This is a genomic window from Novosphingobium sp., from assembly GCF_041915465.1.
GTDB lineage: Bacteria > Pseudomonadota > Alphaproteobacteria > Sphingomonadales > Sphingomonadaceae > Novosphingobium.
Genome location: NZ_JAYSBK010000043.1, coordinates 1 through 26088, shown reverse-complemented (window position 1 = coordinate 26088; position 26088 = coordinate 1). Strand labels below are relative to the sequence as shown.

Here is a 26088-nt window from a genome sequence, read left to right as displayed (position 1 = left end):
GTCAGCGGCTGGCCCTTGCGGTCCATCGTCTTGCCGGCCTGAACGCGCACCCAGCCTTCGGAAATGCAGTATTCCTCGATGTTGGTGCGCACCACGCCCTTGAAGCGAATGCCCACGCCGCGCATCAGCACGTCTTCGTTGAAGAACTCGCTGCGCGGGTTGATGGCAAGGTGATCGGGCGGCACGTCAAGGCCGGTCGTGGTCGAGGGTGTCTGGGTTTCGTCGGTCATGAAATGGCCTCTAGATGCTGATCGGCGCTTGTCAATTCGTGCCAGCCTGTCTAAGGGCGCCGTCTCCGCACGGAAGTGGGCGCGTAGCTCAGCGGTAGAGCACACCCTTCACACGGGTGGGGTCACAGGTTCAATCCCTGTCGCGCCCACCACTTCCTCCTCTCTGACATGGTTGAAAGCTGGTGCCCAAGCGGGCATAGGCCGCGCCATGCATGACATTCGCCAGATCCGTGAGAATCCCGAAAAGTTTGACGCCGCCCTCGCCCGTCGGGGGGTGGAGCCCGTTTCGGCTGCAATCCTTGCGCTCGATAGCCAGCGCCGCGCGGTCGCGACCCGGATGCAGGAGGCGCAGAGCCGCCGCAACGATGCCTCCAAGGCAATCGGCGCGGCGATGGGCCGGGGCGACAAGGACGAGGCGGAGCGGCTGAAAGCCGAAGTCGCCAGCCTGAAGGACACGCTCCCCGCACTGGAAGCCGAAGACCGCGACCTGCTGGCGCGGCTCAACGACGAGCTGGCCCGCCATCCCAACCTGCCGGATACCGCCGTGCCCGATGGCGAGGATGAGACGCAGAACGTCGAAGTGGCGAAGTGGGGCACGCCGCGCACCTTCGCTTTCACGCCCAAGGAACACGCCGATCTTGGCCCGGCGCTGGGCCTCGATTTCGAAACCGGCGCGAAGATTTCGGGCGCGCGGTTCACCTTCCTGCGCGGGCAGATGGCGCGGCTGCAGCGCGCGCTCGGCCAGTTCATGCTCGATCACCAGACCAGCGTGAACGGCTATACCGAATGCGCCACGCCGCTGCTGGTCAAGGACGATGCCGTGTTCGGCACCGGCCAGCTGCCCAAGTTTTCCGAAGACCTGTTCCAGACCACCGATGGGCGCTGGCTGATCCCCACCGCCGAAGTGTCGCTGACCAATTCGGTGCGCGAGGAAATCCTGGCCGAAGCGGCCCTGCCCCTGCGCATGACCGCGCTGACCCCGTGCTTCCGCAGCGAAGCGGGCGCGGCGGGCAAGGATACGCGCGGCTATATCCGCCAGCACCAGTTCGAGAAGGTCGAACTGGTCACGATCTGCAAGCCCGAAGACAGCGAAGCCGAGCATGAGCGGATGACGGCAGCGGCCGAATCGATCTTGCAGGCACTGGACCTGCCCTATCGCAAGGTCATCCTCTGCGCGGGCGACATGGGCTTTACCGCGAAGAAGACCTATGACCTCGAGGTCTGGCTGCCGGGGCAGAACGCCTACCGCGAGATTTCGTCGTGCTCGAACTGCGGCGATTTCCAGGCGCGGCGAATGAACGCGCGCTATCGCCCCGAGGGGCAGAAGGGCACGGAATTCGTCCACACGCTCAACGGCTCGGGCCTCGCGGTCGGCCGCACGCTGGTCGCGGTGCTGGAAAACTACCAGCAGGAAGACGGATCGGTGACGATCCCGGCCGCGCTGAAGCCTTATATGGGCGGGATCGACGCGCTGGTGCCCCTCTGATGCGGATCCTCCTCACCAACGACGACGGCATCTTCGCCCCGGGCCTCACCGTGCTGGAGCGGATCGCGCGGCAGTTTTCGGACGACGTGTGGATCTGCGCACCCGCAGAGGAACAGTCCGGCGCGGGCCACTCCCTCACCCTCAGCCGCCCGGTGCGGCTGCGCCAGCATGACGAGCGGCGCTTTTCCGTATCGGGCACGCCCACTGATTCGGTGATGATGGCGCTGCGCGAAGTCATGCCCGGCAAGCCCGACCTGATCCTGTCGGGCATCAACCGCGGCGCCAACCTGGGCGATGACGTGACCTATTCGGGCACTGTTTCCGCCGCGATCGAAGGCGCGCTGGCAGGGATCCGCTCGATCGCGCTCAGCCAGGTCTACGCCAAGGAAGGCATGGGCGACGAAGTTCCCTTTGCCGCCGCCGAAGCCTGGGGCGCGAAAGTGATCGAGCCGCTGCTGGGCCAGCCCTTTGCCGAGCGCACCCTGGTCAACGTCAACTTCCCGCCGATAGCGGCCGATGCGGTTCAGGGAATTCGCGTGGTTCGCCAAGGATTTCATGACTATGCGCGTGGATCCGTAGTTGAAGGAACCGACCCAAGGGGGTATCGTTACTTCTGGTTCGGGCTCCACGGGATCGAGCATACCCCGGGGCACGCGACCGACCTTGAAGCGATTCAGGATGGATATGTCTCGGTGACGCCGCTGCAACTCGATCTGACGCACAACGCATCGCTGGCCGCACTGGCGGAACGCTTTTCCGGATGAAGCGGCTGGCGTCCTTCTCGGCGGCTTTCGCGGCACTGGTCGCGGCGCCGCTTTTGGCGAAGGACGAAGCCTCTGATCCGCTGACCGAAACGGTCCACGTCGTCAAACCGGGCGAGACGCTCGGCGGCATCGCCCAGCGCGCGCAGGTGCCGCGCGTACTGATCATCGAGGCGAACGCCCTGAAGCCGCCATACACGATCCGCGCCGGGCAAAAGCTCACCATCCCGCGCCGTCGCACCCACACCGTTGCCGCAGGCGAAACCGGTTTTTCGATCGCGATGGACTACGGCATTCCCTGGGCCGGCATCGCGGCGGCCAGCGGGATCGACCCCAAGGCCCCGCTCAAGACCGGCCAGAAACTGACCATTCCGACGATGATCATGGCCAAGCCCGAACCGCAGGGTGCCGCCGTGGTTGCGGCCCCGACGCAGGCGGACACTCCGCCATCTCCCGCCAAGGCCGCCAAGCTACCGCCCGACACCAAGGCACCGCGCTTCGTCTGGCCGCTAAAAGGCAAGATCCGCCGCGACTTCAGCGGCCGCACCGGCAAGAGCGGCTATCACGACGGAATCGACATCACCGCCACCAAGGGCGAGGCCGTGCGAGCCTCTGCCGACGGCAAGGTGATCTTTGCCGGGCAGGGGCCGAAGGAATATGGCCTGACCGTTATCATCTATCACACTGGCCGCTGGACCACGACCTATGCCTTTCTGGACAAGGTCACCGTCAAGAAGGGTGACAAGGTGAAGAAGGGCGAACGCGTTGGCCTGGTGGGCGAAACGGGCCTCGCCAAAGGGCCTGAACTGCACTTCGAAGTCCGCCGCAACCGGATCGCGCGGGATCCCATCGACTATCTGCCTGAGCTGGACGACTAAACCAGATAAAATGCCAGCCCCATCGCAAGGTAAGCCAGCAGCCACATCCCCGCATCGCGCGCCACTGCCTTGCCAACGCCGTGGCGGGTCAGGCTGACCCATAGCGCGGGGATCACGAAGGCGATGGCGAGGCCGCCCGATTGCATGAAGTAGAGCCACCACTTCACCGCCAGCTTTTCCGGCCCGATCCGCGCGAGGGCGTGGCCCAGCATCGCGGAGGAGATCAGCATCGCGGCGAAGATGCCCGCGATATGCAGCGGGCTGCCGCGCCGCCGAAAGGTTAGCAACACGGCCGTAGCCGCCAGCGCCGCGGCCACCACGCCAATCCAGTCAACCGGCCCCATCAGTCATCCTTCCATTCAAGCCGCGCGACATGGCCCTCGCCCGCCGCGATCCATTCCTTGGCAAAAGCGCCCAGTTCCGTGCGAATCCGCCCCAGTGCACCGTCCGCGATTTCGGGCAGCGGCACGTGCGAGCTTTCGCAGGCCGTTGCCGCAAGCGCCAGCAGATCCGCGTCGTCCCCGCCGCCGCTCCACAGGTCGGCCTCGAAACATTCGACGATCCGTTCGGCCTGCAGCAGTTCGACGATGCTGTCATCGGGAATGCCTGCCCGCTTGGCGCTGGCATGGCCCGCCGCCTTGGCGATTTCCACCAGTTCCTCTGGATGATGCCCCGCCGCGACCATGCCCCAAAAGCCGCGCGAGAGGCCTAGTTCCCGCTCCACGAACCAGTGCACCACATCGTGCGGCACCGGGCCTTTCTTGGGAAAGATTGTCTCAGCCCGGGTGCTGTCAGCGCGCGTGATCGCGATCGCATCGTGGCGGCCCAGCTTGGTGATCGCGATCTCCATGCCAAGCCTATAGCGCGTTGCACTTGCCCCGCAAATATCGGCTATCGCCGCGCGAATATGATGCCTAAGCTGTTCCAATCAGGGGCTAAAAATCAGGGGCAAAACATGACAACGCGCATCGTCGGCATCGACGGGATGACTTTGGGGCAGCTCAATCAGGAAGTCGCCAATGGCGGGCACTTCGTGTTTTACCAATATACCATTTCTGTAATCGTCATGACATTCCGCAGAAGTTCGGCGATCTACTATATCCCGCCGGGCCAAAGCCGGATGGCGAAAGCGTGGCCCTTCCTGCTCATCACGCTGTTGCTGGGCTGGTGGGGCATTCCCTGGGGCCCGATCTATTCGATCGGTTCGCTGGTGACCAATTTCGGCGGCGGCAAGATCGTCACCGAAGACGTGCTGGCACATCTGTTTTCCGCGCCGGGTCAGGAAGTTATCCCCGCGACCCGGATCGAACACGCGGAGACCGGATACGTTCCGCCAGAGCAAAGGTAGAACTTCCTCGCTACTCGGTGTAGGGGGCCTGCCCCATGGCACTTGAAATTCCCGCGCAGCGCAAGGTCGGCATGGTCAGCCTCGGCTGCCCCAAGGCACTGGTCGACAGCGAACGCATCCTCACCCGGCTGCGCGCGGATGGCTATGCCATGTCCGCCGACTATGCCGGGGCCGATGTGGTGCTGGTCAACACCTGCGGCTTCCTTGACAGCGCCAAGGAGGAAAGCCTGGCCGCGATCGGCGAGGCGATTGCCGAAAACGGCCGCGTCATTGTGACCGGCTGCATGGGCAACGAGGCCGAAGCGATCCGCGCCAAGTTCCCGGACGTCCTCGCCGTCACCGGCGCGCACCAGTACGAAGCCGTGGTCGATGCCGTCCATGAAGCCGCCCCCGCCAGCCAGGGCCCCTATGTCGACCTCATCCCCCAGCCGTCCGACGACGAGATCAAGCTGACCCCGCGCCATTACAGCTATCTCAAGATTTCCGAGGGCTGCAACCACGCCTGCGCGTTCTGCATCATCCCCCAACTGCGCGGAAAACTGGCCAGCCGCCGGGTCGATGCCGTTCTGCGCGAGGCGGAAAAGCTGGTCGCCGCCGGGACCAAGGAATTGCTGGTCATCAGCCAGGATACCTCGGCCTATGGCGTCGATATCCGGCACGAGGAGCGCATGTGGAAGGGTCACCCCGTCCGCGCCCACATGACCGACCTTGCCCGCGAACTCGGCCAGCTGCGCACGCCGCAAGGCGAAACGCCTTGGGTGCGGCTGCACTACGTCTACCCATACCCCCACGTCGACGCGGTGATCCCGCTGATGGCCGAGGGATTGGTGACGCCCTACCTCGACATTCCCTTCCAGCACGCCGCGCCCTCGGTTCTGAAGGCCATGAAGCGCCCCGCGAACGAGGCCAAGGTGCTGGAACGCCTGCGCGCGTGGCGCGAAATCTGCCCCGACATCGCGATCCGATCGAGCTTCGTGGTCGGCTTCCCCGGTGAGACCGAGGCCGATTTCCAGTACCTGCTCGACTGGCTGGACGAGGCCCAGCTCGACCGCGTCGGCGCGTTCCGGTTCGAACCCGTCGCCGGCGCTGCCGCCAACGATCTGCCGGGCCAGGTGCCCGAAGCGGTCAAGGAAGAACGCTACGCCCGGATCATGGAAAAGACCGAGGCGATCAGCGCCGCCAAGCTGGCCGCGAAGGTCGGGCGCACGATCAAGGTGATTATCGACGAGGTCGGCGAAGCGGACGAGGACGGCGACATCGGCGCCACCGGGCGCAGCCAGGCCGACGCGCCCGAAATCGACGGCGCGGTCTATCTCCGCAACGTTCCCGCCAGCCTGAAGCCGGGCGATTTCGTCAACGTGACCGTCGAAGAGGCCGATGCCCACGACCTGTTCGGGGTAATCGCCTGAGCGCCAAGCCAACGCGGCAAAGTTCACGAACTTCACGAACTTCACGGCCCGGTGAAGTTCGTTTTTGGCACTTTATCGTTATTTAACAATATTTTACCCGAAAATTCACTGGCCGATTGCGCAAAAATGATAAAACTTTTCGCGCAGGCGCCGGGCGCGGACGCAACCTAGGGTATCGACGATGGCAAAGAGCGGACCGCCAGCCTAGCAGCGCGGCGCCGAGTAGGAAAACCGCCGCACCCTTGCCAAGTCATTCAGAACTGACAATGAATGGGCCAAGGGAGCTTCGCCTTGAGCCGTCAGCTGATCAACGAATACCGGGCCGATCTTGATCGGCTCAAGGCCGTTTCCGGCAGCCGCCGCGAATCCGTGCTGCGCGAAGCCTTCAAGGACCTGCTCAAGCGGTGGGGCCGGTCGCTCGATCTGCACTTTGTTCCCGAACACGATATCGTCACCGCCCAGAAGAACCGCATCTATCTGGACGGCGCACTGCTCCACGCCCTGCGCGTTCCCTTTGGCTATTGGGAGGCCAAGGACGCTGACGACGATCTTGATGCCGAAATCGCCGCCAAGACCCGCAAGGGCTACCCGCGTAACAACATCATCTATTCCGACGATCACACCGCCGTCCTGATCCAGAACGGGGCAGAGGTCGCCCGCGTGGCGATGGACGATACCGACCATCTCTATGGCCTGCTGACCCGGTTCTTCGCGCACGAGCGGCAGGAAATTGCCGATTTCAACAAGGCGGTAAAGCAGTTCGCGGCTGACCTTCCCGCCGTACTGGAAGCGCTGCGCCGGATCATCGCGGACAAGCGCAAGGCATCGAAAGACTATGCCAGGGCCGAAACCGCGTTCCTGAAACACGCGCAAGAGGCGATCAACCCTGCGGTCAGCCTGGACGACGTGCAGGAAATGCTGATCCAGCACGTGCTGACCGAAGACATCTTCGCCAAGGTCTTCGACAATCCGGACTTCCACCGCCAAAACAACGTGGCGAGCGAGCTTTACAAGCTGGAAGGCGTCCTGTTCGGTTATGGCGAGAAGCAGGCGCTGCTGCGCTCGCTCCAGCCCTATTACGCCGGGATCAGCCAGACGGCGGCGGTGATCCAGAGCCATTCGGAAAAGCAGGGCTTCCTGAAAGGCCTCTACGAGAACTTCTACAAGGTCTATAACCCCAAGGCGGCAGACAAGCTGGGCGTGGTCTATACCCCCGGCGAGATTGTCCGCTTCATGATCCGCTCGGCCGATTGGCTGTGCGAAAAACACTTTGGCAAGAACCTGATCGACCGGGGGGTGGAAATCCTTGATCCGGCCACCGGCACCGGAACCTACATCGTCGAGCTGCTGGAATACTTCCGGGGCCACGGCGACAAGCTGCGGCACAAGTACAAGGAAGAGCTGCACGCCAACGAAATCGCGATCCTGCCCTATTACGTCGCCAACCTGAATATCGAGGCGACCTATCAGGCGATCACCGGCCAGTTCGCCGAATATGAAAACCTGTGTCTGGTCGATACGCTGGATAACGTCGATGCGCTGGGCATCCACGCGGGCCACCAGTTCGATCTGCTGGGGTCACTCAGCGACGAAAACATCGAACGGATCAAGCGCCAGAACCGCCGCAAGATCAGCGTCATCATCGGCAATCCGCCCTACAACGCCAACCAGCAGAACGAGAACGATAACAACAAGAACCGGACGTATGCGCACATCGATGCGCGGATCAAGAACACCTACATCAAGGCCAGCACGGCGCAGAAGACCAAGCTGTATGATATGTACGCGCGGTTTTACCGCTGGGCGAGTGACCGGCTGGGGGATGAGGGCGTAGTCGCGTTCGTTAGCAATCGAAGTTTTGTTGAGAGCAGAACTTTTGACGGCTTTCGAAAGATGGTGACGCAGGATTTCAGCGAGATTTGGATAATTGATCTCGGCGGCGACGTTCGCGTGAATCCCAAGCTTTCTGGAACAAAGCATAATGTGTTTGGCATTCAGACAGGTGTGGCGATCTGTTTTCTGGTTCGGAAGAAGGGCGTGGATGGATGCACCATCCGTTATGTCCGGCGGCCTGAGGAGGAGACTGCTGAGGAAAAGTTAAGCTGGTTAGGTACGGCTTCAATCGCGACTACGCAAATGTCATTACAGAAGCCGAATGCACGGCATGATTGGCTCAACACTGATGACGTCAGTGGCTGGGATCAGATGCTCAAAATTGCGGATTCAAGCACCAAATCCGTTCGTGAGAAGTCAAAGGAAAGGGCAATCTTTAAGCTCTATTCCTTGGGAGTCGCGACTAATCGAGACGATTGGGTTTATGGCCTTGATTTACAGGACGTTCTGAATAAGGTCACATTTCTCGCGGAACAGTTCAACGAAGCTCTACCACTTGGTGATCCCGAACAATTTAAAAATACAACATTCAAATGGACACGATCTCTAAAGCGAAGATTTGTTCGAAAGCTGCCGATTGAGATCGATTCTGCGCGGATCATACCAGCCAACTATAGGCCCTTCGCGAAACATTTTCTTTATTTTGATGATGCGCTCAATGAGATGCATAATCGTACCAACGAAATTTTCAAAATAGGGGAAAAAACAGTTCGATCACAATAATGGGGGATTCCAGCGGGAAGTCTTATTTCACGCTGGGCATCGACCAAATTCCTGATTTGAATTTCGTGAGCCCAGCGTCAGGAGGAAGTCAGACATTTCCTCGACATCGCTTCACCAAGTCCGGCGAACGCGTCGACAACATCACCGACTGGGGCCTGAACAAGTTCGTCGCCCGCTATGGCAAGAAGGGCATGAGCAAAGACGCGATCTTTGCCTATTGCTACGCCGTGCTGCACGATCCGGTGTACCGGGAAACCTATGCGCTGAACCTCAAGCGCGAATTTCCGCGCATCCCGTTCTATCCCGATTTCGCGCAGTGGGCGGCCTGGGGTGAAGCGCTGATGGCCCTGCATATCGGGTATGAAGCGGTGGAACCGTTTGCGCTGGAGCGGATCGACACGCTCGGAAAGCGGGCCGAGGGAACGCACCCCAAGCCGGTGCTGAAAAGCAATCCCGAAACCGGCAACGTGGTGGTCGATGCCGATACCCAGCTGACCGGCATTCCCCGCAGCGCCTGGGATTACCGGCTGGGCAACCGCAGCGCCATCGACTGGGTGCTGGATCAGCACAAGGAAAAGAAGCCGCGCGATCCCACCATTGCGGCCAAGTTCAACACCTATCGCTTTGCCGATTACAAGGAGAGCTGCATCGACCTGTTGGCGCGGGTGGTGACGGTGAGCCTTGAAACGGTGAAGATCACCGCCGCGATGCAGGCGCTGGACCGGACCGGCTGGGAATAGGCCCCTTCGTGCGATCCGGCCCCCCCAGCCCCTCCCGCATGCGGGAGGGGAGCGAGACTTGCCGGGCCGCAGGCGCGGCTAGTCGCAGCGGGGTGGGTTATCCCGCTTGCGGGAGGGGCTGGGGGTGGGCCTTTCGTCCTCACGCAATTTCCTTGCTTTTTCCCGCAATGCAGCATAAAGGCCGCTTTGCAATCGGCGCGCGAACCTTGTTTCGACGCAGTCCCGGCAGCGTGACGTCGGCGCTTTCCAGCGCAGGACTTGCCCGGACTTACGATCGCCGTAACCGCTGAAGCCCCCCTTTTCACGCAGGGTCGCATCGAACGACACCTTGCTTCGCCATGGCGCACGTCTGCGTCATGCGCGCCGCTTCATTTTGTGAGTATTTTCATGTCCTATTTTTCCGACCTTGGTCTGGCCGAGCCCCTGCTGCGCGCGCTCGAAACCAAGGGCTATTCCGATCCCACGCCGATCCAGCAACAGGCGATCCCCGCGCTGCTGCAGGGCCGCGACATCCTGGGCATCGCCCAGACCGGCACCGGCAAGACCGCCGCGTTCTCGCTGCCCTCGCTCCACCGCCTGGCTGCCGATCCCAAGGCGCGCAGCAATGCCTCGTGCCGGATGCTGGTACTCTCGCCCACGCGTGAACTCGCGGCGCAAATCGCCGAGAACATGCGCGGCTATGCCAAGTACCTGAACCTGTCGGTGCAGTGCGTGTTCGGCGGTATTCCCGTCGGCAAGCAGGCCCGCGCGCTGGTGCCGGGCTGCGATGTGCTGGTGGCAACGCCGGGCCGCCTGCTCGACCTGATCGACCAGCGCGCGCTGACGTTGCGCAATGTCGAGATCTTCGTGCTCGACGAAGCCGACCAGATGATGGACCTGGGCTTTATCGTGCCCTTGAAGCGCATCGCCAACCTGCTGCCCAAGGAGCGGCAGAGCCTGTTCTTCTCGGCCACCATGCCCAAGGCGATTGCTGACCTTGGCAAGCAGTTCATCCAGAACCCGGTGCGCGTCGAAGTGGCGCCGCAATCGACCACGGCGGAACGCGTTGACCAGTTCGTCACGCATCTCAACCAGGCTGAAAAGCAGGCGCTGCTCACGATCAAGCTGCGCGACGGGCTGGCCCAGCAGGAAGGCCAGGGCGCGATCGACCGCGCGCTGGTGTTCACCCGCACCAAGCACGGCGCGGACCGCGTGGTGCGCCACCTCAACGCCGCCGGAGTCAACGCCGCGGCGATCCACGGCAACAAGAGCCAGGCCCAGCGCACCGCCGCACTGCTCGCCTTCCGCAAGGGTTCGACCCCGGTGCTGGTCGCCACCGACATCGCCGCGCGCGGGATCGACGTGACCGGCGTGAGCCACGTGTTCAACTATGAAATGCCCAACGTGCCTGAACAGTACGTGCACCGCATTGGCCGCACCGCGCGCGCCGGGGCGGACGGGATCGCGATCAGCTTTGTCGCACCCGACGAAAAGCCGTACCTGCGCGATATCGAACGGCTGACCGGCGTGAAGCTGATGCCGATGTCCTTGCCCGACGATTTCCAGAAGGAAGCTGCGCGTCTGCCCGCCCCCACCCGCAAGCCGGCCGAAGCCGAGCAGGACGCCCGCCGCGAAGCACGCGATGCGCGTGGACGGGGTGGTCCGGCTGGTGGCCGTGGCGGTGCCGGAGGCGGCCGTGGTGGCCAGAACAAGAATCGCGCGCCGGGCGGCCAGGGCCGTGATGGCCGCAGCCGTGACGCGCACCTGCGGATGGACCGTGGCGGAGCCGCGACGCGCGGGCCGGTGTTCAACCCGCTTGCCGCCGAGGAACGCGAAGCCCGCGCCTTTGGTCATATGCCGAGCCGCGAAGCCCGCCCCGAGCCGCGCCGCGACGAACGCCGCCCCGAACCGCGCGGCGAGCGCCGTGACGGGCCGCGCGGCGAACGCCGTGATGGCCAGGGCGCTCCCCGTCGTGACGGACAGGGCGCTCCCCGCCGCGATGGCCAGCCGCAGGGTCAGCGCCGCGATGGCCGCCCCGGCGGCTCGCATGGCGGTGGGCGCCGCGATGGCGGCAACAATGCCCAGCGCCGCCAGGGCGGCCCGCGCGGCTGAAGCGCGGGCGGCGGTAGCCAGCCTTTGCAGTCTCGGTTAGGCTGGCGGTCATGACGATCGCCAGCCCCGTGACTGCTTATGACTCAATCGGTTGAACCAGAGGCTCCCGCCAGGCGCTTCGACAAGCTGCGAACTCGGCTGATGCGCTGGCGGATCAGGGTGGCGCAATTGCTGCTGCTGCCCGAATTGACCTCGGACAGTGCACAGGACCTGCGCGAACAAGTGCAGGTCGATGGCAAGCTGACCCAAGGCTATGTGCTGATGTGCGCGCTGTCGGCGGGGATTGCCGCGCTCGGCCTGCTGCAATCGTCGACCGCCGTGGTGATCGGCGCGATGCTGATCTCCCCGCTGATGCAGCCCATCGCGGCGCTTGGCTTTGCCTTCGCATCGCTGGACGGACACCGCATCCGCGATGCCGCGCGGGTCGTATTGATCGGCGCGGCCATCGGCATCCTGACCGGGATCCTTCTGACCTGGCTAAGCCCGATCCGCAATGCGACCCCGGAAATCCTTGCCCGCACGCAGCCGACCTTGCTGGACTTTGGCGTGGCGCTGCTGTCGGGCTTTGCAGGCGGCTATGCCACGGTGATCGGCAAGGGCGGGACAGCGATCGGCGTTGCCATCGCCACAGCGCTGATGCCGCCGCTCGCCACAGTCGGTTATGGGATCGGCGTGCTGCAGGCGAGTTTTGCCTTTGGCGCGCTGTTGCTGTTCCTGACCAACCTTTCCGCCATCGCCTTTTCCTTTGCGCTGATCGCGCGGCTCAGCGGGGCTGCGCGGCCGCTTCACCGGGTAGAGTGGGAGCCGCGTTATATCATTGCCGGTCTGGCCGCATTTGCCGCCTTGGCAACGCCGCTTGCGGCAACTCTGCTGCGCGTGGTGCACGAGGCTTCGCTGCGCGGCGCGGCCTCGGACGCGATTCTGGCCCAAACCGGCAAAGGCAGCACCATCGCCCAGCTTGATGCCAGCTGGCCGCTGCTCGGTTCGCCCGAGGTGACGGCCGTGGTCATCACCCCCAATTACGTGGCGCGCGCGAGCGAACAGGTGGCAAGCGCGCTTGATTCAAGGTTCGGCACGCCCGTCAGCCTCAACCTGCAACAGGTGCTGGCCGCCGACTTGCCTGGCCAGACCCGCGCGATGGTCGACGCGGCGATGGAGCGCACGGTTACCGGCATCAACTCGGATGTTCCCCCATTCGGCGCAATTCGCGCCAGCATCGCCCTGCCGACGCGCGGAATCTGGACCAACCGTGCGGAGCGGATCGTCAACGTCGAACCCTTCCCTGCGCCCGGCTGGGAACTGGCTGACTACCGCGCCGCAGAGCAGCGCGCTGGCAAGGTTGCCGATGGCTGGACGGTGCGGATCCTGCCGCCGGTCAGCGCAGAACTGCGCGTGAACCTCGACCCGGCAAACCCCGCGTCAGAGGGCATCGGGGCAACTGACGCGGCCTGGGCCATCGCTCGCTGGGGGCTTAACGCCGTGGATGTTCGGCTGCGCGATGGCGCTGCGACCGACAACCTCAAGCCTGCCTTCGATCAGCAGGGCATCAGCCTGCGCATCAGCACTAATGAAGAGGCGCCTCAAGGCGTTGCCGTGATTACAGTCCTGCCGCCACCGCCGCCGCGCAATTAGGAGAGCAGCGCCCGGATCGCGCGCGCGGCATCCTGCATGACCGCGCGCGCATCCATGTCGGGCTCGTCGAACACCAGCTCGATCGCGGCATAGCCCAGATCGACCGCCAGGCGCGCACGGCGTTCGAGCGCGAGGCGATCCAGCGCGGGATCAGCGGCCAATGCCCGCGCCACCAGGTCCTCGGTCAATGCCCGGTGCGAGGCGAGCCGCACCTCGGCCAACTGCGGCACCGCGCGCAGCATCCGCATGATCCACGGTCCACCGGGCATCGCCTTGGTCAGCGCGATATGCGCGAACAGCACCTCGGCAATCGCGGCTTCATCCTGCGCCGGGTCGAGCTCGACCAGCGCGTTCTGCGCCGCCATCAGACGTTCGCCCAGCGCGGCCAGCAGCGCGTATTTGTCGGCGAAGTAATGGTACAGCGTCGGCGGACTGACCCCGGCGCGCGCCGCGACCAGATTGGTGCTGATCCGCTCCACCCCCACTTCCGCCAGCAGTTCGCCGCCTGCGTCGAGCAGCCGCTCATAGGTTGCCAGCGCGCGCTTTTGCGTGGGTTTGCGGATCACTTTGCTGCCTCCTTGACAGAAATATAGTTATAGCTAGATTTTGGCGTAACGGAAGGGGAGAGTCATGCGCCGCCTGTTCATTCTTTTGCCCATCGCGCTCGCCGCGTGCGGGTCCCCGCCGCAGCCGCTCACCCCTGAGCAAAGCGCCGCGCTGAAGCCCGCCGACGCGCGGCTGGCTGCGCTCTACGATGGCTCGTGCCGCGCCTGTCACACCGTGGCGGATTCGGGCGCGCCGCTGACCGGCGACCGCACCTTGTGGGACCCGCGCTGGGCCAAGGGCGAAGACGTGCTGCTGACCAACGCGCAGGTCGGCTTTGCGGCCATGCCGGCCGGCGGCCAGTGCTTCACCTGTTCGCCCGATGACCTCAAGGCGCTGATCCGCTTCATGGCAGGACGCGGCCAATGACGAGCCGGCGCAAGGTGCTGCTCGGCGGCGTGGGCGTGCTGGCGCTGGGCGCAGGGGGCCTGGCCGGGCGGCGGATCTGGCTGGACCGTGAGCCTGCCGCCCTGCCCGCCACCGATGCCAAGGGCCATGTCGTGTGGCAGAACTGGTCGGGGCTGGAACATTCCTACCCCGCGCGCCGCGCCGCGCCCGCCAGCGAGGCGGAGCTGGCCGAGGTGCTGCGCACCGGCCCCGTCCCGATCCGCCCGGTCGGCGCGGGCCACAGTTTTACCGCGCTGGTGCCGACCGATGGCACGCTGCTGTCGCTCGATGCGATGACCGGCCTCGTCAGCCACGATGCGGCAAGCCTCTCGGCCACCGTACGCTGCGGCACGCGGCTGTCCGCACTCGGCCCGGCACTCGCCGCGATCGGGCAGGAAATGCCCAACCTGCCGGACATCAACAAGCAGACGCTGGGCGGCGCGATGGCCACGGCCACCCACGGCACCGGCAAGGGCTTTACCGCGCTGCACGGGCAAGTGACCGCGATGAAGCTCGTCACCCCATCGGGCGAAGTGGTGGAATGCAGCCGTGACACCCGCCCCGAAGTGTTCCACGCCGCCCGCGTCGGCCTTGGCGCCTTCGGGGTGCTGAGCGAAGTGACGCTGACCAACCAGCCGCTCACCCGCGTGCGCAAGGAAGTGCGGCTGGTCGATACCGAAGCCCTGCTCAAGGACTGGCCGGCGCTTGCGGAGCGGCATCGCAACGCCGAGTTCCTGGTCCTGCCCTTCACCGGCAAGTCGGCCCTCATTACCCACGATGTGACGGACGAACCTGTCCGCCCACGCGGAGCCGATCAGGACGCCGACACGCTGATGAGCCTAAAAACGCTGCGGGACGTGTTCGAATTCGCCCCCGGCATCCGCAAGCGCCTGGCCAGCGCCGCGCTGGCCGACATCCCGCCCGAAATCGCGGTGGACGAGGGCTGGAAGCTCCTCTCCAACGAGCGTCCGGTCCGCTTCAAGGAAATGGAATATCACCTGCCGATTGCCGAGCAGGTCGGTGCGCTCACCGAAATCATCGCCCGGATCGAACGCGATGCGACGGACGTGTTTTTCCCGATCGAGGCGCGGATCATTGCGCCCGACGATGCCTGGCTTTCCCCATTTTTCGAACGGGAAAGCGGCTCGATCGCGGTCCATGCTTATTACAAGGAAGCGCATGACTGGATGGCGCGGCTGGTCGAACCGGTGCTGCGCGAGGCGGGCGGACGGCCGCACTGGGGCAAGCTCCATTCGCTCGGTGCGAAGGAACTCGCCGCGCTCTATCCCCACTTTGCCGAGGCGAACGCGGTGCGTCGCAGTGTTGATCCCCAGGGGCGGATGATGAACCCGTTCCTCAGGAAGATTTTCGGATGAAGCGGCGCAGTATCCTGATCGGCGGCGCGGCGCTGGCTAGCGCGGGGTTGATTACGCTGCGCCCGGCGGAAGGAGGCGGAATGCACGATGCCTATTTCAGCGGGCTGTCAGCGGCCCTGAAGCGCGCGGGACTGATGCACCCGGTGCTGGTGGTGGACCGCAAGCGCCTTGCCGCAAACATCAACGCGATCCGATCGCGCGTCGAAGCGGGCAAACTGCCCTTGCGTGTCGTCGCCAAATCCCTCCCCTCGCCGAGCCTGCTTGGCGCGGTGATGGAGGGTATGGGCACCCAGCGGCTGATGGTGTTCAGCGCTGAAATGCTGCTGCAGCTGCTGCCGCTCCACCCTGAGGCCGACTACCTGATGGGCAAGCCGCTCCCCGCAGCCGAATTCGCGCGGGTGATCGACAAGGCGGGCGCGCAGGCTGCCGCGCGGATCCAATGGCTGATCGACACGCCCAAGCGGCTTGCCGCCTATGGCGAAGTGGCCCGCGCGCGCGGCATGGCCTGGCGCGCCAGCCTGGAAATCGACGTTGGTCTGCACCGGGGCGGGTTCGCCGATCCTGCCACGCTCAAGGCTGCCGCCGCATCCGCCACCAGCCACGGCGCGAGCGTGGCCGGGCTGATGGGCTATGACCCCCACGTGCCCAAGATGCCCAGCCCCGACAAGGCCTTTGCCGCCGCGCAAGATGTCTACCGCGCGATGATCGGCGCGCTGCGCGAGGCCGGGGCCGATCCCGCCGCGCTGACGCTCAACACCGCGGGCAGCCCCACCTTTTCGCGCCATTGCAAGGGCACCGTGGCAAACGAGGTCTCGGTCGGCTCAGCCTTCGTCAAGCCGGGGGACTTCGACTATGATGATCTGAGCGCGCTTCAGCCCGCCGCCTTCATCGCCACGCCGGTCATCAAGGCCAGCCAGGACCAGCAATTGCCCGGCGTCGAGGCGCTATCCGGCGCGATGCACTGGTGGGACCGCAACACCCAGCGCGGGTTCTTCATCCACGGCGGGCACTGGCTGGCCAAACCCGTATCGCCGCCGGGGCTGGAATATTCCAAGCTGTTCGGCCGCTCCTCCAACCAGGAACTGCTGACCGGATCGCGGCGGGTAGACCTGAAGGTCGACGACCACGTCTTCCTGCGCCCCGACCAGAGCGAAGCCCTGTTCCTGCAATTCGGCGACATCGTGCTGTACGATGTCGGCGAGATCAGCGGGACATGGCCGACCTTGCCGGTGAGCGCCTAGAACGCCTGAGCCTCAGAACATCCGCGTGATGACATAGAACACCGCGCCCACCGCCGCGCTTGCGGGGATGGTGATGAACCACGCGGTCACCACCCGGCCCGCCACGCCCCAGCGCACGGCGCTCGCCTTGCGCGCAGCGCCGGTGCCGATCACCGAGCCGGTGATGGCATGGGTGGTGGATACCGGGATCCCCATCGCGCTCGCCCCGAACACCACGATCGAACCCGCCGTGCTGGCGCAGAAGCCGGTGTGGTGGTTGAGCTTGGTAATGCCGGTGCCCATCGTCTTGATGATCCGCCACCCGCCCGACAGCGTGCCCAGCGAAATCGCCGTGTAACAGGCGATCACCACCCATTCCGGCGGCTTGAACTCGCCGGTCAGGTTGCCGGTGGAATAGAGCAGGACGGTGATGAGGCCCATCGTCTTTTGCGCGTCGTTGCCGCCGTGGCTGATCGAATAGGCGGCCGACGAAAACAGGTGCAGCGTCTTGAACACGTTTTCCGCGCGGCGCGGCTGGAAGCCCCGGAACAGCCAGCTGGTCAGGAGGACCATCAGCATCGCGAGGACAAAGCCGATCATCGGGGAAAGGAAGATCGCGATGACCGTCTCGATCGTCTTCTTGCTTTCCACCGCGTCCAGCCCGGCGTGCGCAATCCCCGCGCCGAGCAGGCCGCCCAGCAACGCGTGGCTGGAGGACGAGGGGATACCCTTCACCCAAGTCACCACGTTCCAGAACATCGCCCCGACCAGAGCGCCGAAGACCACGCCAGGGGTCACCATGTCCTTGTTGATGATGCCCTTGCCGATCGTGTCGGCCACGTGCAGCCCCATGATCCAGTAGGCCGCGAAGTTGCCGAAGGCGGCAAAGACCACGGCCCAGATCGGCGACAGCAGCCGGGTTGAAACCACGGTTGCGATGGAATTGGCCGCATCGTGCAGGCCGTTGAGAAAGTCGAACGCCAGGGCGACCAGGATCAGGCCAACCAGCAGCGGATAGGCAAGCTCGTGCATTGCCGTGTTCCTTTATCCAGCGCGCCGTTCAGGCGTGATCGATCACCAGGCTGTCGATTTCGTTGGCGACATCCTCGAAGGCATCGGCGATGCGTTCGAGGTGCTTGTAGATTTCGCGGCTGACCATGAAGGCCAGCGGATCGGGCTTGGCCTTCTGCGCGAGGAAGGCGGCCTTCATGCCCGCATCGTGCAGCCCGTCGACCTGGCCTTCGAGCTGGACGATCCGGCCGGTCAGCTCGTGCAGGCGGTGGCCGTTGCGTTCCACGTCGCGCAGCAGCGGCAAAGCTTCGGCGATCAGGCGGCTGGCGTCGCGGGTAAGCAGCGCGATATCGCGCATCTGCGGATCGAAACTGGCGACTTCGAACAGGTCGATCGCGGTGGCGGTCGAGTTCATTTCATCGACGGTGTCGTCCATCGCCCCGATCAGCGACGTGATCGCGCCGCGGTCGAACGGGGCGAGGAAGGTCTGGCGCACCTCGTGCAGGGTTTCGCGGATCACTTCGTCGCAGGCGTGCTCGCGGTCGTGAATGGTGCGCAGGTGCGCGGCGCGATCGCCCTCTCCCGCGGTGAGCGCGACCAGCGCATCGGCCGCTTCGCCCATCTTTGCGGCGTGGCGTTCGAACAAGGCGAAGAAATCGCCCGATTTGGGCAGCAGGCGCTGAAACCATCCGAACATCTGGAATTCCCCCTCTGGAATGTGATGGCGATATGACACTCGCGCCGCAGATTCGCCATGCCCGCGCCCCGCAACGCAAAGTTTAGTCCACAAGCGCGAATGCCTTTCGCCCACTTGATCGAAGGCACCAAGGGTATAGCATCGCGCGCCATGAAACGTCTGATCCTTGCGCTCTCGGCCCTGTCGCTCGTCGCGGCCCCGCTCCACGCCCAGCCGCTCCAGCCGGACGAGGCTGCGGCAATCGATGCCGTGGTCACGCGGGTAATGAAGGAAACCGGGGTCCCCTCGGTTGAAATCGCGGTGGTGCGCGATGGCGAGGTCGTGCTCGACCGGGCCTGGGGCAAGCCCTCCGAAACGATTGCCACGGCCGATCCCACCCTGCCCTATCAGATCGCGTCGAATTCCAAGCAGTTCCTTGCCGCGCTGCTCCTGATGCTGGAGGACGAGGGCAAGCTGAGCCTGGACGATCCGGTGGCGAAATGGGTGCCGGGCGTGACCGATTCCGACAAGATGACCGTGCGCCAGCTGCTCTCGCACACCTCGGGGCTGCAGGATTTCTGGCCGCAGGACTATGCCTTCAAGGCGATGGAAACCCCGGTCGATCCGGTCGGCATTGTCTCGCGCTGGGGAACCAAGCCGCTCGACTATGCGCCGGGTACGCGCTGGCAATATTCGAACACCGGTTATGTCGTGGCCGGGATGATCGCCGAAAAGGCCGGCGGCGCACCGCTGTGGCAGCAGTTAGAGGAGCGGATCTTCAAGCCGCTGGGGATCCATCCCTACAAGCTTGACGACACCAACGGCCCCGGCTTTCCGCAGGGCTATCACCGCTATGCGCTCGGCCCCGCGCGCGTCGCCACGCCGCCTGCGCCGGGCTGGCTGTGGGCCGCGGGCGAAATTTCGATGAGCGCTGCCGAACTGGCCGAATGGGACATCGCGCGGATCAACCGCACCCTGCTGCCCGCGTCGGACTGGGATGAAATGGAACGCCCGGTGCGCCTTAGCGACGGCACCACCAACGGCTATGGCCTCGGCGTCTACAGCCGCACGCTGGGCGGACGCAAGGTGATCGACCATGGCGGGGAATCGGTCGGCTTCCTCTCGCAGAACACGATCTGGCCGGATGACAAGGTCGCGATCGTGGTGCTGACCAATGCCGACTTTTCGGGCGCGACCTCAACCCTGACCGGAGAAATCGCCAGCATCGTCCTGCCCAAGGGCCCGGCGGCGAACGACAACGAAGCCCCGCGCACCGAAGACGCCTACAAGACCGTCAGCGGCCTGCTCAAGGGCGTGGCCGATCCCGCGCTGTTCACCGAGAACGGACGCTATTACTTCACGCCGCAGGTGCTGAAGGATTATCGCACCAGCCTTGCCCCGCTCGGGCCGCTCAAGAAGGTGGATCTGGTCCGCACGCCCCGGCTGCGCGGCGGGTTCGTCAACCGGGTGTTCCTGCTGACCTTCGCCAAGGGCAAGATGACGCTGAGCACCTATGCGGAACCGGGCGAGCACGGCCGCTGGGAACAGTTCATGATCAGCCAGTGAGGCTTCGCGGAGCGGGCGAAGGCACCGGAACTTCCCGAACTTCACCAAGTTCACCAACTTCGCCCTGTTCACGCATGGCGAAGTTATGAACTTTCCCATTTGATCAGCCTGTTAACCCGCAAGAATTCCCGCCGGGGCACGTACGATCTTTCCAACACGATCAAAGAGCTTGGGCATCACGGCCCAGCGCGGATTTTGACAGCTTGGGGCGGTGTAGGAAAGCGGGGGGTATCGGCGTCTCTGCTTTCGATTGCGTGTGCCGTCCTTGGAATTCCCCGGAATTCCCATGCCCCAGTCATCTGCCGGGCTTGGGGATTGTTGCGACTGTTAACTCAGCTCGCAAGCAGACCAAGGGAAGCCTTCGAGGCAAAGCACGGGGACATGCTATTGCGTGTCCCCGTCCGACGTCCACATTTACCCATAATCCCCCCGCCTAGGTCGGCCTGGCCTGCGCGGGGCAAGCTGCTTGCCGGTCTGCGTCTCCATGTCCTCAAGCCATTGCGGCGAGCCCACTGGCCGGCCGATGCTTTCTGCCTTGCGGAGTGCGGCAAAGCTGACCTGCTCGTCGAAATCCGCGCCGAGAAACACCCCGAAATCGCCCACCCGCTCCAAGGCCGGGGCGACCCGTACGACGTGATCGTCCCGCCCGGCGAGGTGCGCCCCGGTGCTTGACCAGCGCCATTCTTCAGGCCGCTGAACCAGCCGCGCGCGCACCGGATTGAGCGCAACATAGCGCAGCGCGCAGACCAGGTGCGCCTCATCCATCGCAACCGAGCTGAACCGCCCCTGCCACAAGTGCCCCGTCACCCGCATCCGCGCGTTGATATAGCCGGTATAGGTGCGGTGCACGTTGGAGAAGGTCCGCCACAGCCCGTCCTGATCCTGCGGCACGGCCACGATGTGAACGTGGTTGGGCATCAGGCAGTAAGACCAGATCTCAACCCCCGCCCTGTCCGCCGATGCCGCCAGAAGATCGAGGTAGAGCGCATAGTCACCCTCCTCAAAGAACGTCCGCTCGCGCCGGTTCCCCCGCTGCGTAATATGATGCGGATGGCCCGGCAGCACAAAGCGGGGAAGGCGAGACATCCGATCACGCTATCGAGCGATCAGATGCGCGTCAATATATGGGTAAATGTGGACGTGTCACCGTAATTCACCGTAATTCACCGTAATTCAAATTGCTTTGCGAAATCCTACATGACCGTACAATGTACGCCTCTATCGGCCCGAATCACCGGCCTATCTGGGAAATGTCGGTTTAGAACTCATTGAGGCCCAAACCTATGAAAACGCTCGTGTGTGTGATGATTTCGATGGCGATCGCGGCCCCGGCGCTGGCGACAAGCGTAACTGTAACCGATGGCAAAAACATGGCGGCGGAATGGATGCTGTGCGACATGAAGGCCCCAAGCCGCTACGCCATGACATATTATTACGCGCCAATCGTGCCATTCACTGAAGAAAACGAATCTTTATATGGCGTGAAATTAATGAACATGTGGCAAAACACCCCTGTTGAAAATAATCATATGATCTATGAATCGCCAACTTGCCGAAAATATAATACAAAAGCTGAAGCTGAGTCGATACGCGATGGTTGGAAGGCCAAGTACGCAGGTTCCACAGAGGTGCAGTGATATAGAATTATTGCATCAAGGAATATAAAATGTTCGCTGCGCCTGAAACCCGATCCTGGCTCCAGTCAATAAGCAGGGAACGGGCTGCAGATCGTGCCTCCATGCGCGAATTCCACTTGGCCGGCGATTGCCTCGCCGGCTGCGCGCAACCATAATGCTCTACACCTGACCGTTCAGCAGAGATCTCTTCCCATGACCACGCCCGGCCCCCGCATACTTGGCGCCGCGCTCGCGGGCGGGCATTCGCGGTTAAAACCAGTGCTCTTCAGCCGGAATTACGGAATTACGGATTTACGGTGACACGTCCACATTCACCCATAATTCTCCCGCTTTGGTCCGCTCTCACCATAATCGCCGGAACTCCCGGCACCGCATGCTTAACCCCCATCACAACCACCCGATCCGCCGGAAGCGCCGGTACAATCCGCCGCAGATCGCGATGATCACGCACCACACCGCCGGATAGCCCCACTTTTGGTGCAGTTCGGGCATATAGTCGAAGTTCATGCCATAGATCCCCGCAATCGCGGTCGGCACGGCGAGGATCGCGGCCCAGGCGGCGAGCTGGCGGGTCATGTCGCCCTGGCGGTGCTGTTCGAGCAGGGCGGCGGTTTCGACGATGCTCGCAAGGGTTTCCATCAGCCCGGTAACCCGCGCCAGGGTGCGGCGCACATGGTCCAGCACGTCGCGGAACCACACCCGTGCGCTGGGGTCGATCCCCGGCAGGTCGGTGATCGAGAGCCGCTCGCACACTTCGTGCATCGGCCCGATGATCCGCTGAAAGCGGCGGAACTGGCGGCGCAGGCGAAAGATCCGGCGGATGGTGGACGGCTGCGGGAATTCGTCGATCGCGCTTTCCTCAATCCCCTGCACCGCCACTTCGAGCCGCTCGAGGATCGGCTGATAGCCATCGACCACGAAATCGAGGATCGCGTGGGCGACATAATCCGGCCCTTCGGCCATGTGCTCGGTATCGGCTTCGAGCCGTTCGCGCAGGGCGCTGTGGGCGCGGGTGGAGCCCATCCGCACGGTGACGATGAAATCGTGGCCGAGGAAAATCGCGGTCTGGCCATATTCGATGATCTCGCCCCCGTTCATCGCGGCGGTGCGCGCAACGATGAACACCTGCTGTCCATAGACATCGATCTTGGGCATCTGCTGGGGGTTGAGCGCGTCTTCCACGGCCAGCGGGTGGAGGCAGAACTGGGCTGCGACCATGCGCATTTCCGCCTCGGTCGGATCGGCAAGGCCCACCCAGTCGAACGCGCGTTCGGGCATCAGGGTTCGCGCCTGACCGTCAACCGGCAGATTGCGATCGAGGGGCTGACCGCCCGAATAGCGACGCGAGGCAATGATCGGCATTGCAACCCAGTGCCAAACCCGCATGATGCTGGCAATCCCGCACGGAATCGCTTAGGTTTCCGTGCGCAACTTACAAGAATGTCAGATTTGGGGAGAACAAGGGCATGAACGCTCTGGCGCCAGTGGAAGAAACCGTCGACGTCGTCATCGTGGGCGCGGGCATTTCGGGTATCGGCATGGCCGTTCACCTGACGCAGGATTGCCCGAACAAGAGCTTTGCGATCCTTGACCGGCGTGAGCAGCTTGGCGGCACCTGGGACCTGTTTCGCTATCCCGGCATCCGGTCCGACAGCGACATGCACACGCTGGGCTTTTCCTTCGCGCCGTGGAAGCACGAAAAGTCGATCGCGGACGGCCCGGCGATCCTCGAATACCTCGACGAAATCACCGACGAGTACGACCTGCGGGGCAAGATGCGCCTGGGCCGCAAGGTGGTGAGCGCCGACTGGGACAGCGCCACTGCACGCTGGGTGGTCGAAACCGAACAGGCCGACGGCACCCGCCAGCGGATCCTTGGCCGCTTCCTGTTCCTGGGTTCGGGCTATTACGACTACGACGATCCCTATGACGCGGGCTTTGCGGGCCGTGACAAGTTCAAGGGCAAGATCATCCACCCGCAGTTCTGGCCGCAGGATTTCGACTATACCGGCAAGAAGGTGGTGGTGATCGGCTCGGGCGCGACGGCGGTTACCATCGTTCCCGCGATGGCCAAGGGCGGCGCGGCTCATGTCACCATGCTGCAGCGCACGCCGACCTGGATGGTCAGCCGCCCGGCCAAGGACGCGTTTGCCAACACTCTACGCAAGTTTCTGCCCGAAAAGCTGGCCTATGGCCTGACCCGCGCGAAGAACATCTTCATGCAGGACCTGGTGTTCAAGCGCGCCCGCACCCAGCCGGAAAAGGTCAAGCAGTTCCTCGAAGGGCAGCTGCGCGAACACCTTGGCCCGAACTATTCCGAAGCCGATTTCACCCCGCCCTACAACCCGTGGGAGCAGCGCCTGTGCCTGGTGCCCGATGCGGACTTCTTCACCGCGATCAGGGAGGGCAAGGCCTCGGTCGTGACCGACCAGATCGACAGCTTCGATGAAACCGGGATCAAGCTCAAGTCCGGGGGCCACATCGACGCCGACGTGATCGTCACCGCCACCGGCCTGAAAATGGTCTTCGCCGGCAAGATCGCGGTCAGCGTGGATGGCAAGCCGGTCGATTTCGGCCAGACCTATTTCTACCGCAACTGCATGTTCTCCAACGTACCCAACATGGCGGGCGTGTTCGGCTATCTCAACGCCAGCTGGACGCTGCGCGTGGACATCATCGCCGAATACCTGACGCGGATGTTCAACCAGATGGATGCCGGGGGCAAGCAGGTGGCAACGCCGGTGATGAAGCCGGGCGAGGAACCCGAAGTCGACGATATCTTCGACTTTTCCTCGGGCTATATCCAGCGCGGCAAGCACCTGATGCCGAGGAACGCGGCCAGCCTGCCGTGGCGGCTCAACCAGGACTACCGCCGCGACAAGCAGGACATGCGCCAGGCCCCGATCGACGACGGCGTGATGCAGTTCACCAGCGTGCGGGAAAAGGTGGAAGCGTAACAGCGCCTTCCACCCGGCCCCGCCAGCGGCTATCGCTTCGCCCATGACTGATTCACCGCGCATCTGGAAAGCCGCCCTGATCGTCGTCGGCGACGAGATCCTCTCGGGCCGCACGCAGGACAAGAACATCGCCCAGGTCGCCACCTGGCTGGGCGTGCAGGGCATTCGCCTCGCCGAAGTGCGCGTCGTTCCCGACGTGACCGAGGCGATTGTCGAGGCGGTGAACACCCTGCGCGCGCGCAACGATTACCTGTTCACCACCGGCGGGATCGGCCCGACGCATGACGACATCACCGTCGATGCCGTGGCCGAGGCGCTGGGCGTGGGCGTGGTGATCCACCCCGAAGCGCGCGCGATCCTTGAGCGGTACTACGAAACGCGCGGCGGCCTGAACGAGGCGCGGCTGCGCATGGCCCGCGTGCCCGAAGGGGCAGAGCTGATCCCCAACCGCATGTCGGGCGCGCCGGGCATCCAGATCGGCAATGTCTTCCTGATGGCGGGCGTGCCCTCGATCACGGCGGGGATGCTCGATGCGCTGACCGGCACGCTCGAAGGCGGGCTGCCGCTGCTGTCGCAGACGGTCGGCAGCTGGGTTGCCGAAAGCGAGATCGCCGACCTGCTGCGCGAAACCGAACGCGCCTATGCCAATTGCGCAATCGGGTCCTACCCGTTCTTCCGCGAAGGCAAGGTCGGCGCGAACTTCGTGATCCGCTCGACCGATCCCGCCGTGCTCGACAGCGTGGCCGAAGACCTGACCACCGGCCTGAGGGCGCTGGGGCGCGAGGCCATTGCGGGCGGGATATAGCGGCGCGATCCTGCTGGCGGGTGCGCTGGCGCTGGGCGGCTGCGCAAGTTCGAAGCTACCGGAGTTCGAAGCGACGCTTGCCGCCGATCCCAGCGCCACCGCGGCGCTCGGGCAATGGTGCGGGATGCGGCAAATTGCCGATCCGCCGCGCATTGCCGCAACTCCGGTCGTCGGCGTCATGCAGGCCCAGCCGGCGGACGCGCGGGCGCTGCTGGGCATTCCCGCGTCCGAGCCGCTCGGCTATCGCCACGTGCAGCTGTCGTGCGGCGATGCGGTGCTGTCTGAAGCGCACAACTGGTACGTGCCCGCGCTGCTGACACCAGAGATGAACGCCGCGCTTGCTACTACCGACACGCCCTTCGGCAAGGTCGCCGCGCCGCTGCATTTCAGCCGCGAGCGCCTGACAAGCCAACGGGGGCGCGGAGCGGGTTGCCCCACCGGAACGGTGCTCACCCACCGCGCCCTGCTGCGCCTGCCCGATGGCAGGCCGCTAGCGCTGGTAGTGGAATGCTACACCCGCGCCAACCTGCGCTGACCGGCGCTTAGCGCGAGGTCCGGACGATGAAGTCCGCCACCGTATCGTGCAGCCCCTTCAGCGATGCCTCGTTGAGGTAGACCATGTGGCCCGAGGGGAAATACTTGTGCTCGATATTGCCGCG

General features: G+C 64.1%; 23 protein-coding genes, 1 tRNA gene and 1 pseudogene. 17 read left to right on the top strand and 8 right to left on the bottom strand.

What is annotated here, in order from left to right; genetic code table 11:
• Positions 1–230, bottom strand: a 230-nt coding sequence (locus ACE3SN_RS09320) for a DUF3297 family protein (protein WP_374529423.1), incomplete at its 3' end; no start/stop codon positions are given.
• 77 nt (positions 231–307) lie between these two features.
• Between ACE3SN_RS09320 and ACE3SN_RS09315 the strand changes: the two genes are divergently transcribed.
• The 4 genes from ACE3SN_RS09315 (at position 308) to ACE3SN_RS09300 (ending at position 3355) form a co-directional block, all read left to right on the top strand.
• A tRNA-Val gene (locus ACE3SN_RS09315) sits at positions 308–382 on the top strand.
• Between the two features lie 56 nt (positions 383–438).
• Positions 439–1716, top strand: a complete 1278-nt coding sequence (gene serS, locus ACE3SN_RS09310; protein WP_374529422.1) for a serine--tRNA ligase — start codon at positions 439–441, stop codon at positions 1714–1716.
• Positions 1716–2480, top strand: a complete 765-nt coding sequence (surE, locus tag ACE3SN_RS09305; RefSeq protein WP_374529421.1) for a 5'/3'-nucleotidase SurE — start codon at positions 1716–1718, stop codon at positions 2478–2480. Before serS ends, surE begins: the two co-directional genes overlap by 1 nt.
• Positions 2477–3355 (top strand): peptidoglycan DD-metalloendopeptidase family protein, encoded by an 879-nt coding sequence (locus ACE3SN_RS09300; protein ID WP_374529420.1) that lies wholly within the window; start codon positions 2477–2479, stop codon positions 3353–3355. The genes surE and ACE3SN_RS09300 overlap by 4 nt, the downstream gene beginning before the upstream one ends.
• On the opposite strand, the gene ACE3SN_RS09295 is transcribed toward ACE3SN_RS09300, so the two are convergent.
• Positions 3352–3699: a DUF1761 domain-containing protein gene (locus tag ACE3SN_RS09295; RefSeq protein ID WP_374529419.1), complete on the bottom strand. Its 348-nt coding sequence runs from the start codon at positions 3697–3699 to the stop codon at positions 3352–3354. The two genes, ACE3SN_RS09300 and ACE3SN_RS09295, sit on opposite strands and share 4 nt — an antisense overlap.
• The gene (locus ACE3SN_RS09290) at positions 3699–4205 is read right to left on the bottom strand and encodes a hypothetical protein (protein ID WP_374529418.1); all 507 of its coding nucleotides are present in this window, start codon (positions 4203–4205) and stop codon (positions 3699–3701) included. The genes ACE3SN_RS09295 and ACE3SN_RS09290 overlap by 1 nt, the downstream gene beginning before the upstream one ends.
• Before the next feature lie 57 nt (positions 4206–4262).
• Between ACE3SN_RS09290 and ACE3SN_RS09285 the strand changes: the two genes are divergently transcribed.
• The 5 genes and pseudogenes from ACE3SN_RS09285 (at position 4263) to ACE3SN_RS09265 (ending at position 13191) form a co-directional block, all read left to right on the top strand.
• Entirely contained in the window at positions 4263–4703 is a 441-nt protein-coding gene (locus ACE3SN_RS09285) for a hypothetical protein (protein WP_374529417.1), read from the top strand.
• A gap of 35 nt (positions 4704–4738) precedes the next feature.
• The gene (gene rimO / locus ACE3SN_RS09280; RefSeq protein ID WP_374529416.1) at positions 4739–6112 is read left to right on the top strand and encodes a 30S ribosomal protein S12 methylthiotransferase RimO; all 1374 of its coding nucleotides are present in this window, start codon (positions 4739–4741) and stop codon (positions 6110–6112) included.
• Between the two features lie 270 nt (positions 6113–6382).
• Positions 6383–9468: pseudogene (locus ACE3SN_RS09275) on the top strand (type ISP restriction/modification enzyme).
• Between the two features lie 387 nt (positions 9469–9855).
• Positions 9856–11559: a DEAD/DEAH box helicase gene (locus tag ACE3SN_RS09270; protein ID WP_374529425.1), complete on the top strand. Its 1704-nt coding sequence runs from the start codon at positions 9856–9858 to the stop codon at positions 11557–11559.
• A 78-nt stretch (positions 11560–11637) separates the two neighbouring features.
• Positions 11638–13191 (top strand): DUF389 domain-containing protein, encoded by a 1554-nt coding sequence (locus ACE3SN_RS09265; protein ID WP_374529415.1) that lies wholly within the window; start codon positions 11638–11640, stop codon positions 13189–13191.
• On the opposite strand, the gene ACE3SN_RS09260 is transcribed toward ACE3SN_RS09265, so the two are convergent.
• Positions 13188–13757, bottom strand: a complete 570-nt coding sequence (locus ACE3SN_RS09260) for a TetR/AcrR family transcriptional regulator (RefSeq protein ID WP_374529414.1) — start codon at positions 13755–13757, stop codon at positions 13188–13190. The genes ACE3SN_RS09265 and ACE3SN_RS09260 overlap by 4 nt on opposite strands.
• Before the next feature lie 64 nt (positions 13758–13821).
• Between ACE3SN_RS09260 and ACE3SN_RS09255 the strand changes: the two genes are divergently transcribed.
• From ACE3SN_RS09255 to ACE3SN_RS09245, 3 genes are read left to right on the top strand one after another with little or no spacing between them, the layout of a single operon-like run.
• Positions 13822–14163, top strand: coding sequence for a cytochrome c5 family protein (locus tag ACE3SN_RS09255; protein ID WP_374529413.1), 342 nt, complete (start codon positions 13822–13824; stop codon positions 14161–14163).
• Entirely contained in the window at positions 14160–15557 is a 1398-nt protein-coding gene (locus ACE3SN_RS09250; RefSeq protein WP_374529412.1) for a D-arabinono-1,4-lactone oxidase, read from the top strand. Before ACE3SN_RS09255 ends, ACE3SN_RS09250 begins: the two co-directional genes overlap by 4 nt.
• On the top strand, positions 15554–16798 hold the full coding sequence (locus tag ACE3SN_RS09245) for an alanine racemase (protein ID WP_374529411.1): 1245 nt from the start codon (positions 15554–15556) through the stop codon (positions 16796–16798). The genes ACE3SN_RS09250 and ACE3SN_RS09245 overlap by 4 nt, the downstream gene beginning before the upstream one ends.
• A 12-nt stretch (positions 16799–16810) precedes the next feature.
• On the opposite strand, the gene ACE3SN_RS09240 is transcribed toward ACE3SN_RS09245, so the two are convergent.
• Positions 16811–17809: an anion permease gene (locus tag ACE3SN_RS09240; RefSeq protein WP_374529410.1), complete on the bottom strand. Its 999-nt coding sequence runs from the start codon at positions 17807–17809 to the stop codon at positions 16811–16813.
• 28 nt (positions 17810–17837) lie between these two features.
• Positions 17838–18485 (bottom strand): DUF47 domain-containing protein, encoded by a 648-nt coding sequence (locus ACE3SN_RS09235; RefSeq protein ID WP_374529409.1) that lies wholly within the window; start codon positions 18483–18485, stop codon positions 17838–17840.
• A gap of 150 nt (positions 18486–18635) precedes the next feature.
• On the opposite strand from ACE3SN_RS09235, the gene ACE3SN_RS09230 reads away from it, so the two are divergent.
• Positions 18636–20030: a serine hydrolase domain-containing protein gene (locus ACE3SN_RS09230; RefSeq protein ID WP_374529408.1), complete on the top strand. Its 1395-nt coding sequence runs from the start codon at positions 18636–18638 to the stop codon at positions 20028–20030.
• A 414-nt stretch (positions 20031–20444) separates the two neighbouring features.
• Here ACE3SN_RS09230 and ACE3SN_RS09225 read toward each other — a convergent pair whose 3' ends face one another.
• The gene (locus ACE3SN_RS09225) at positions 20445–21116 is read right to left on the bottom strand and encodes a transposase (protein WP_374529407.1); all 672 of its coding nucleotides are present in this window, start codon (positions 21114–21116) and stop codon (positions 20445–20447) included.
• Between the two features lie 218 nt (positions 21117–21334).
• On the opposite strand from ACE3SN_RS09225, the gene ACE3SN_RS09220 reads away from it, so the two are divergent.
• Positions 21335–21667 (top strand): hypothetical protein, encoded by a 333-nt coding sequence (locus ACE3SN_RS09220; RefSeq protein WP_374529406.1) that lies wholly within the window; start codon positions 21335–21337, stop codon positions 21665–21667.
• A gap of 387 nt (positions 21668–22054) precedes the next feature.
• Here ACE3SN_RS09220 and ACE3SN_RS09215 read toward each other — a convergent pair whose 3' ends face one another.
• On the bottom strand, positions 22055–23029 hold the full coding sequence (locus tag ACE3SN_RS09215) for a magnesium and cobalt transport protein CorA (protein WP_374529405.1): 975 nt from the start codon (positions 23027–23029) through the stop codon (positions 22055–22057).
• 104 nt (positions 23030–23133) lie between these two features.
• On the opposite strand from ACE3SN_RS09215, the gene ACE3SN_RS09210 reads away from it, so the two are divergent.
• Genes ACE3SN_RS09210 through ACE3SN_RS09200 form a run of 3 tightly spaced genes read left to right on the top strand, consistent with a single transcriptional unit; the run spans position 23134 to position 25964 of the window.
• Complete coding sequence (locus ACE3SN_RS09210; RefSeq protein ID WP_374529404.1) at positions 23134–24624, top strand: flavin-containing monooxygenase; 1491 nt, start codon at positions 23134–23136, stop codon at positions 24622–24624.
• A gap of 43 nt (positions 24625–24667) precedes the next feature.
• Positions 24668–25429, top strand: coding sequence for a competence/damage-inducible protein A (locus ACE3SN_RS09205; RefSeq protein WP_374529403.1), 762 nt, complete (start codon positions 24668–24670; stop codon positions 25427–25429).
• The gene (locus ACE3SN_RS09200; protein WP_374529402.1) at positions 25413–25964 is read left to right on the top strand and encodes a hypothetical protein; all 552 of its coding nucleotides are present in this window, start codon (positions 25413–25415) and stop codon (positions 25962–25964) included. Before ACE3SN_RS09205 ends, ACE3SN_RS09200 begins: the two co-directional genes overlap by 17 nt.
• Positions 25965–26088: the final 124 nt, after the last annotated feature.

Coding starts and splice junctions, on each gene's coding strand:
- ACE3SN_RS09255 (WP_374529413.1), top strand. CDS start 13,822: ATGCGCCGCCTGTTCATTCTTTTGCCCATCGCGCTCGCCGCGTGCGGG.
- surE (WP_374529421.1), top strand. CDS start 1,716: ATGCGGATCCTCCTCACCAACGACGACGGCATCTTCGCCCCGGGCCTC.
- ACE3SN_RS09215 (WP_374529405.1), bottom strand. CDS start 23,029: ATGCCGATCATTGCCTCGCGTCGCTATTCGGGCGGTCAGCCCCTCGAT.
- ACE3SN_RS09220 (WP_374529406.1), top strand. CDS start 21,335: ATGATTTCGATGGCGATCGCGGCCCCGGCGCTGGCGACAAGCGTAACT.
- ACE3SN_RS09265 (WP_374529415.1), top strand. CDS start 11,638: ATGACTCAATCGGTTGAACCAGAGGCTCCCGCCAGGCGCTTCGACAAG.
- rimO (WP_374529416.1), top strand. CDS start 4,739: ATGGCACTTGAAATTCCCGCGCAGCGCAAGGTCGGCATGGTCAGCCTC.
- ACE3SN_RS09225 (WP_374529407.1), bottom strand. CDS start 21,116: ATGTCTCGCCTTCCCCGCTTTGTGCTGCCGGGCCATCCGCATCATATT.
- ACE3SN_RS09205 (WP_374529403.1), top strand. CDS start 24,668: ATGACTGATTCACCGCGCATCTGGAAAGCCGCCCTGATCGTCGTCGGC.
- ACE3SN_RS09235 (WP_374529409.1), bottom strand. CDS start 18,485: ATGTTCGGATGGTTTCAGCGCCTGCTGCCCAAATCGGGCGATTTCTTC.
- ACE3SN_RS09240 (WP_374529410.1), bottom strand. CDS start 17,809: ATGCACGAGCTTGCCTATCCGCTGCTGGTTGGCCTGATCCTGGTCGCC.
- ACE3SN_RS09245 (WP_374529411.1), top strand. CDS start 15,554: ATGAAGCGGCGCAGTATCCTGATCGGCGGCGCGGCGCTGGCTAGCGCG.
- ACE3SN_RS09210 (WP_374529404.1), top strand. CDS start 23,134: ATGAACGCTCTGGCGCCAGTGGAAGAAACCGTCGACGTCGTCATCGTG.
- ACE3SN_RS09270 (WP_374529425.1), top strand. CDS start 9,856: ATGTCCTATTTTTCCGACCTTGGTCTGGCCGAGCCCCTGCTGCGCGCG.
- ACE3SN_RS09300 (WP_374529420.1), top strand. CDS start 2,477: ATGAAGCGGCTGGCGTCCTTCTCGGCGGCTTTCGCGGCACTGGTCGCG.
- ACE3SN_RS09285 (WP_374529417.1), top strand. CDS start 4,263: ATGATGCCTAAGCTGTTCCAATCAGGGGCTAAAAATCAGGGGCAAAAC.
- ACE3SN_RS09250 (WP_374529412.1), top strand. CDS start 14,160: ATGACGAGCCGGCGCAAGGTGCTGCTCGGCGGCGTGGGCGTGCTGGCG.
- ACE3SN_RS09295 (WP_374529419.1), bottom strand. CDS start 3,699: ATGGGGCCGGTTGACTGGATTGGCGTGGTGGCCGCGGCGCTGGCGGCT.
- ACE3SN_RS09290 (WP_374529418.1), bottom strand. CDS start 4,205: ATGGAGATCGCGATCACCAAGCTGGGCCGCCACGATGCGATCGCGATC.
- ACE3SN_RS09230 (WP_374529408.1), top strand. CDS start 18,636: ATGAAACGTCTGATCCTTGCGCTCTCGGCCCTGTCGCTCGTCGCGGCC.
- serS (WP_374529422.1), top strand. CDS start 439: ATGCATGACATTCGCCAGATCCGTGAGAATCCCGAAAAGTTTGACGCC.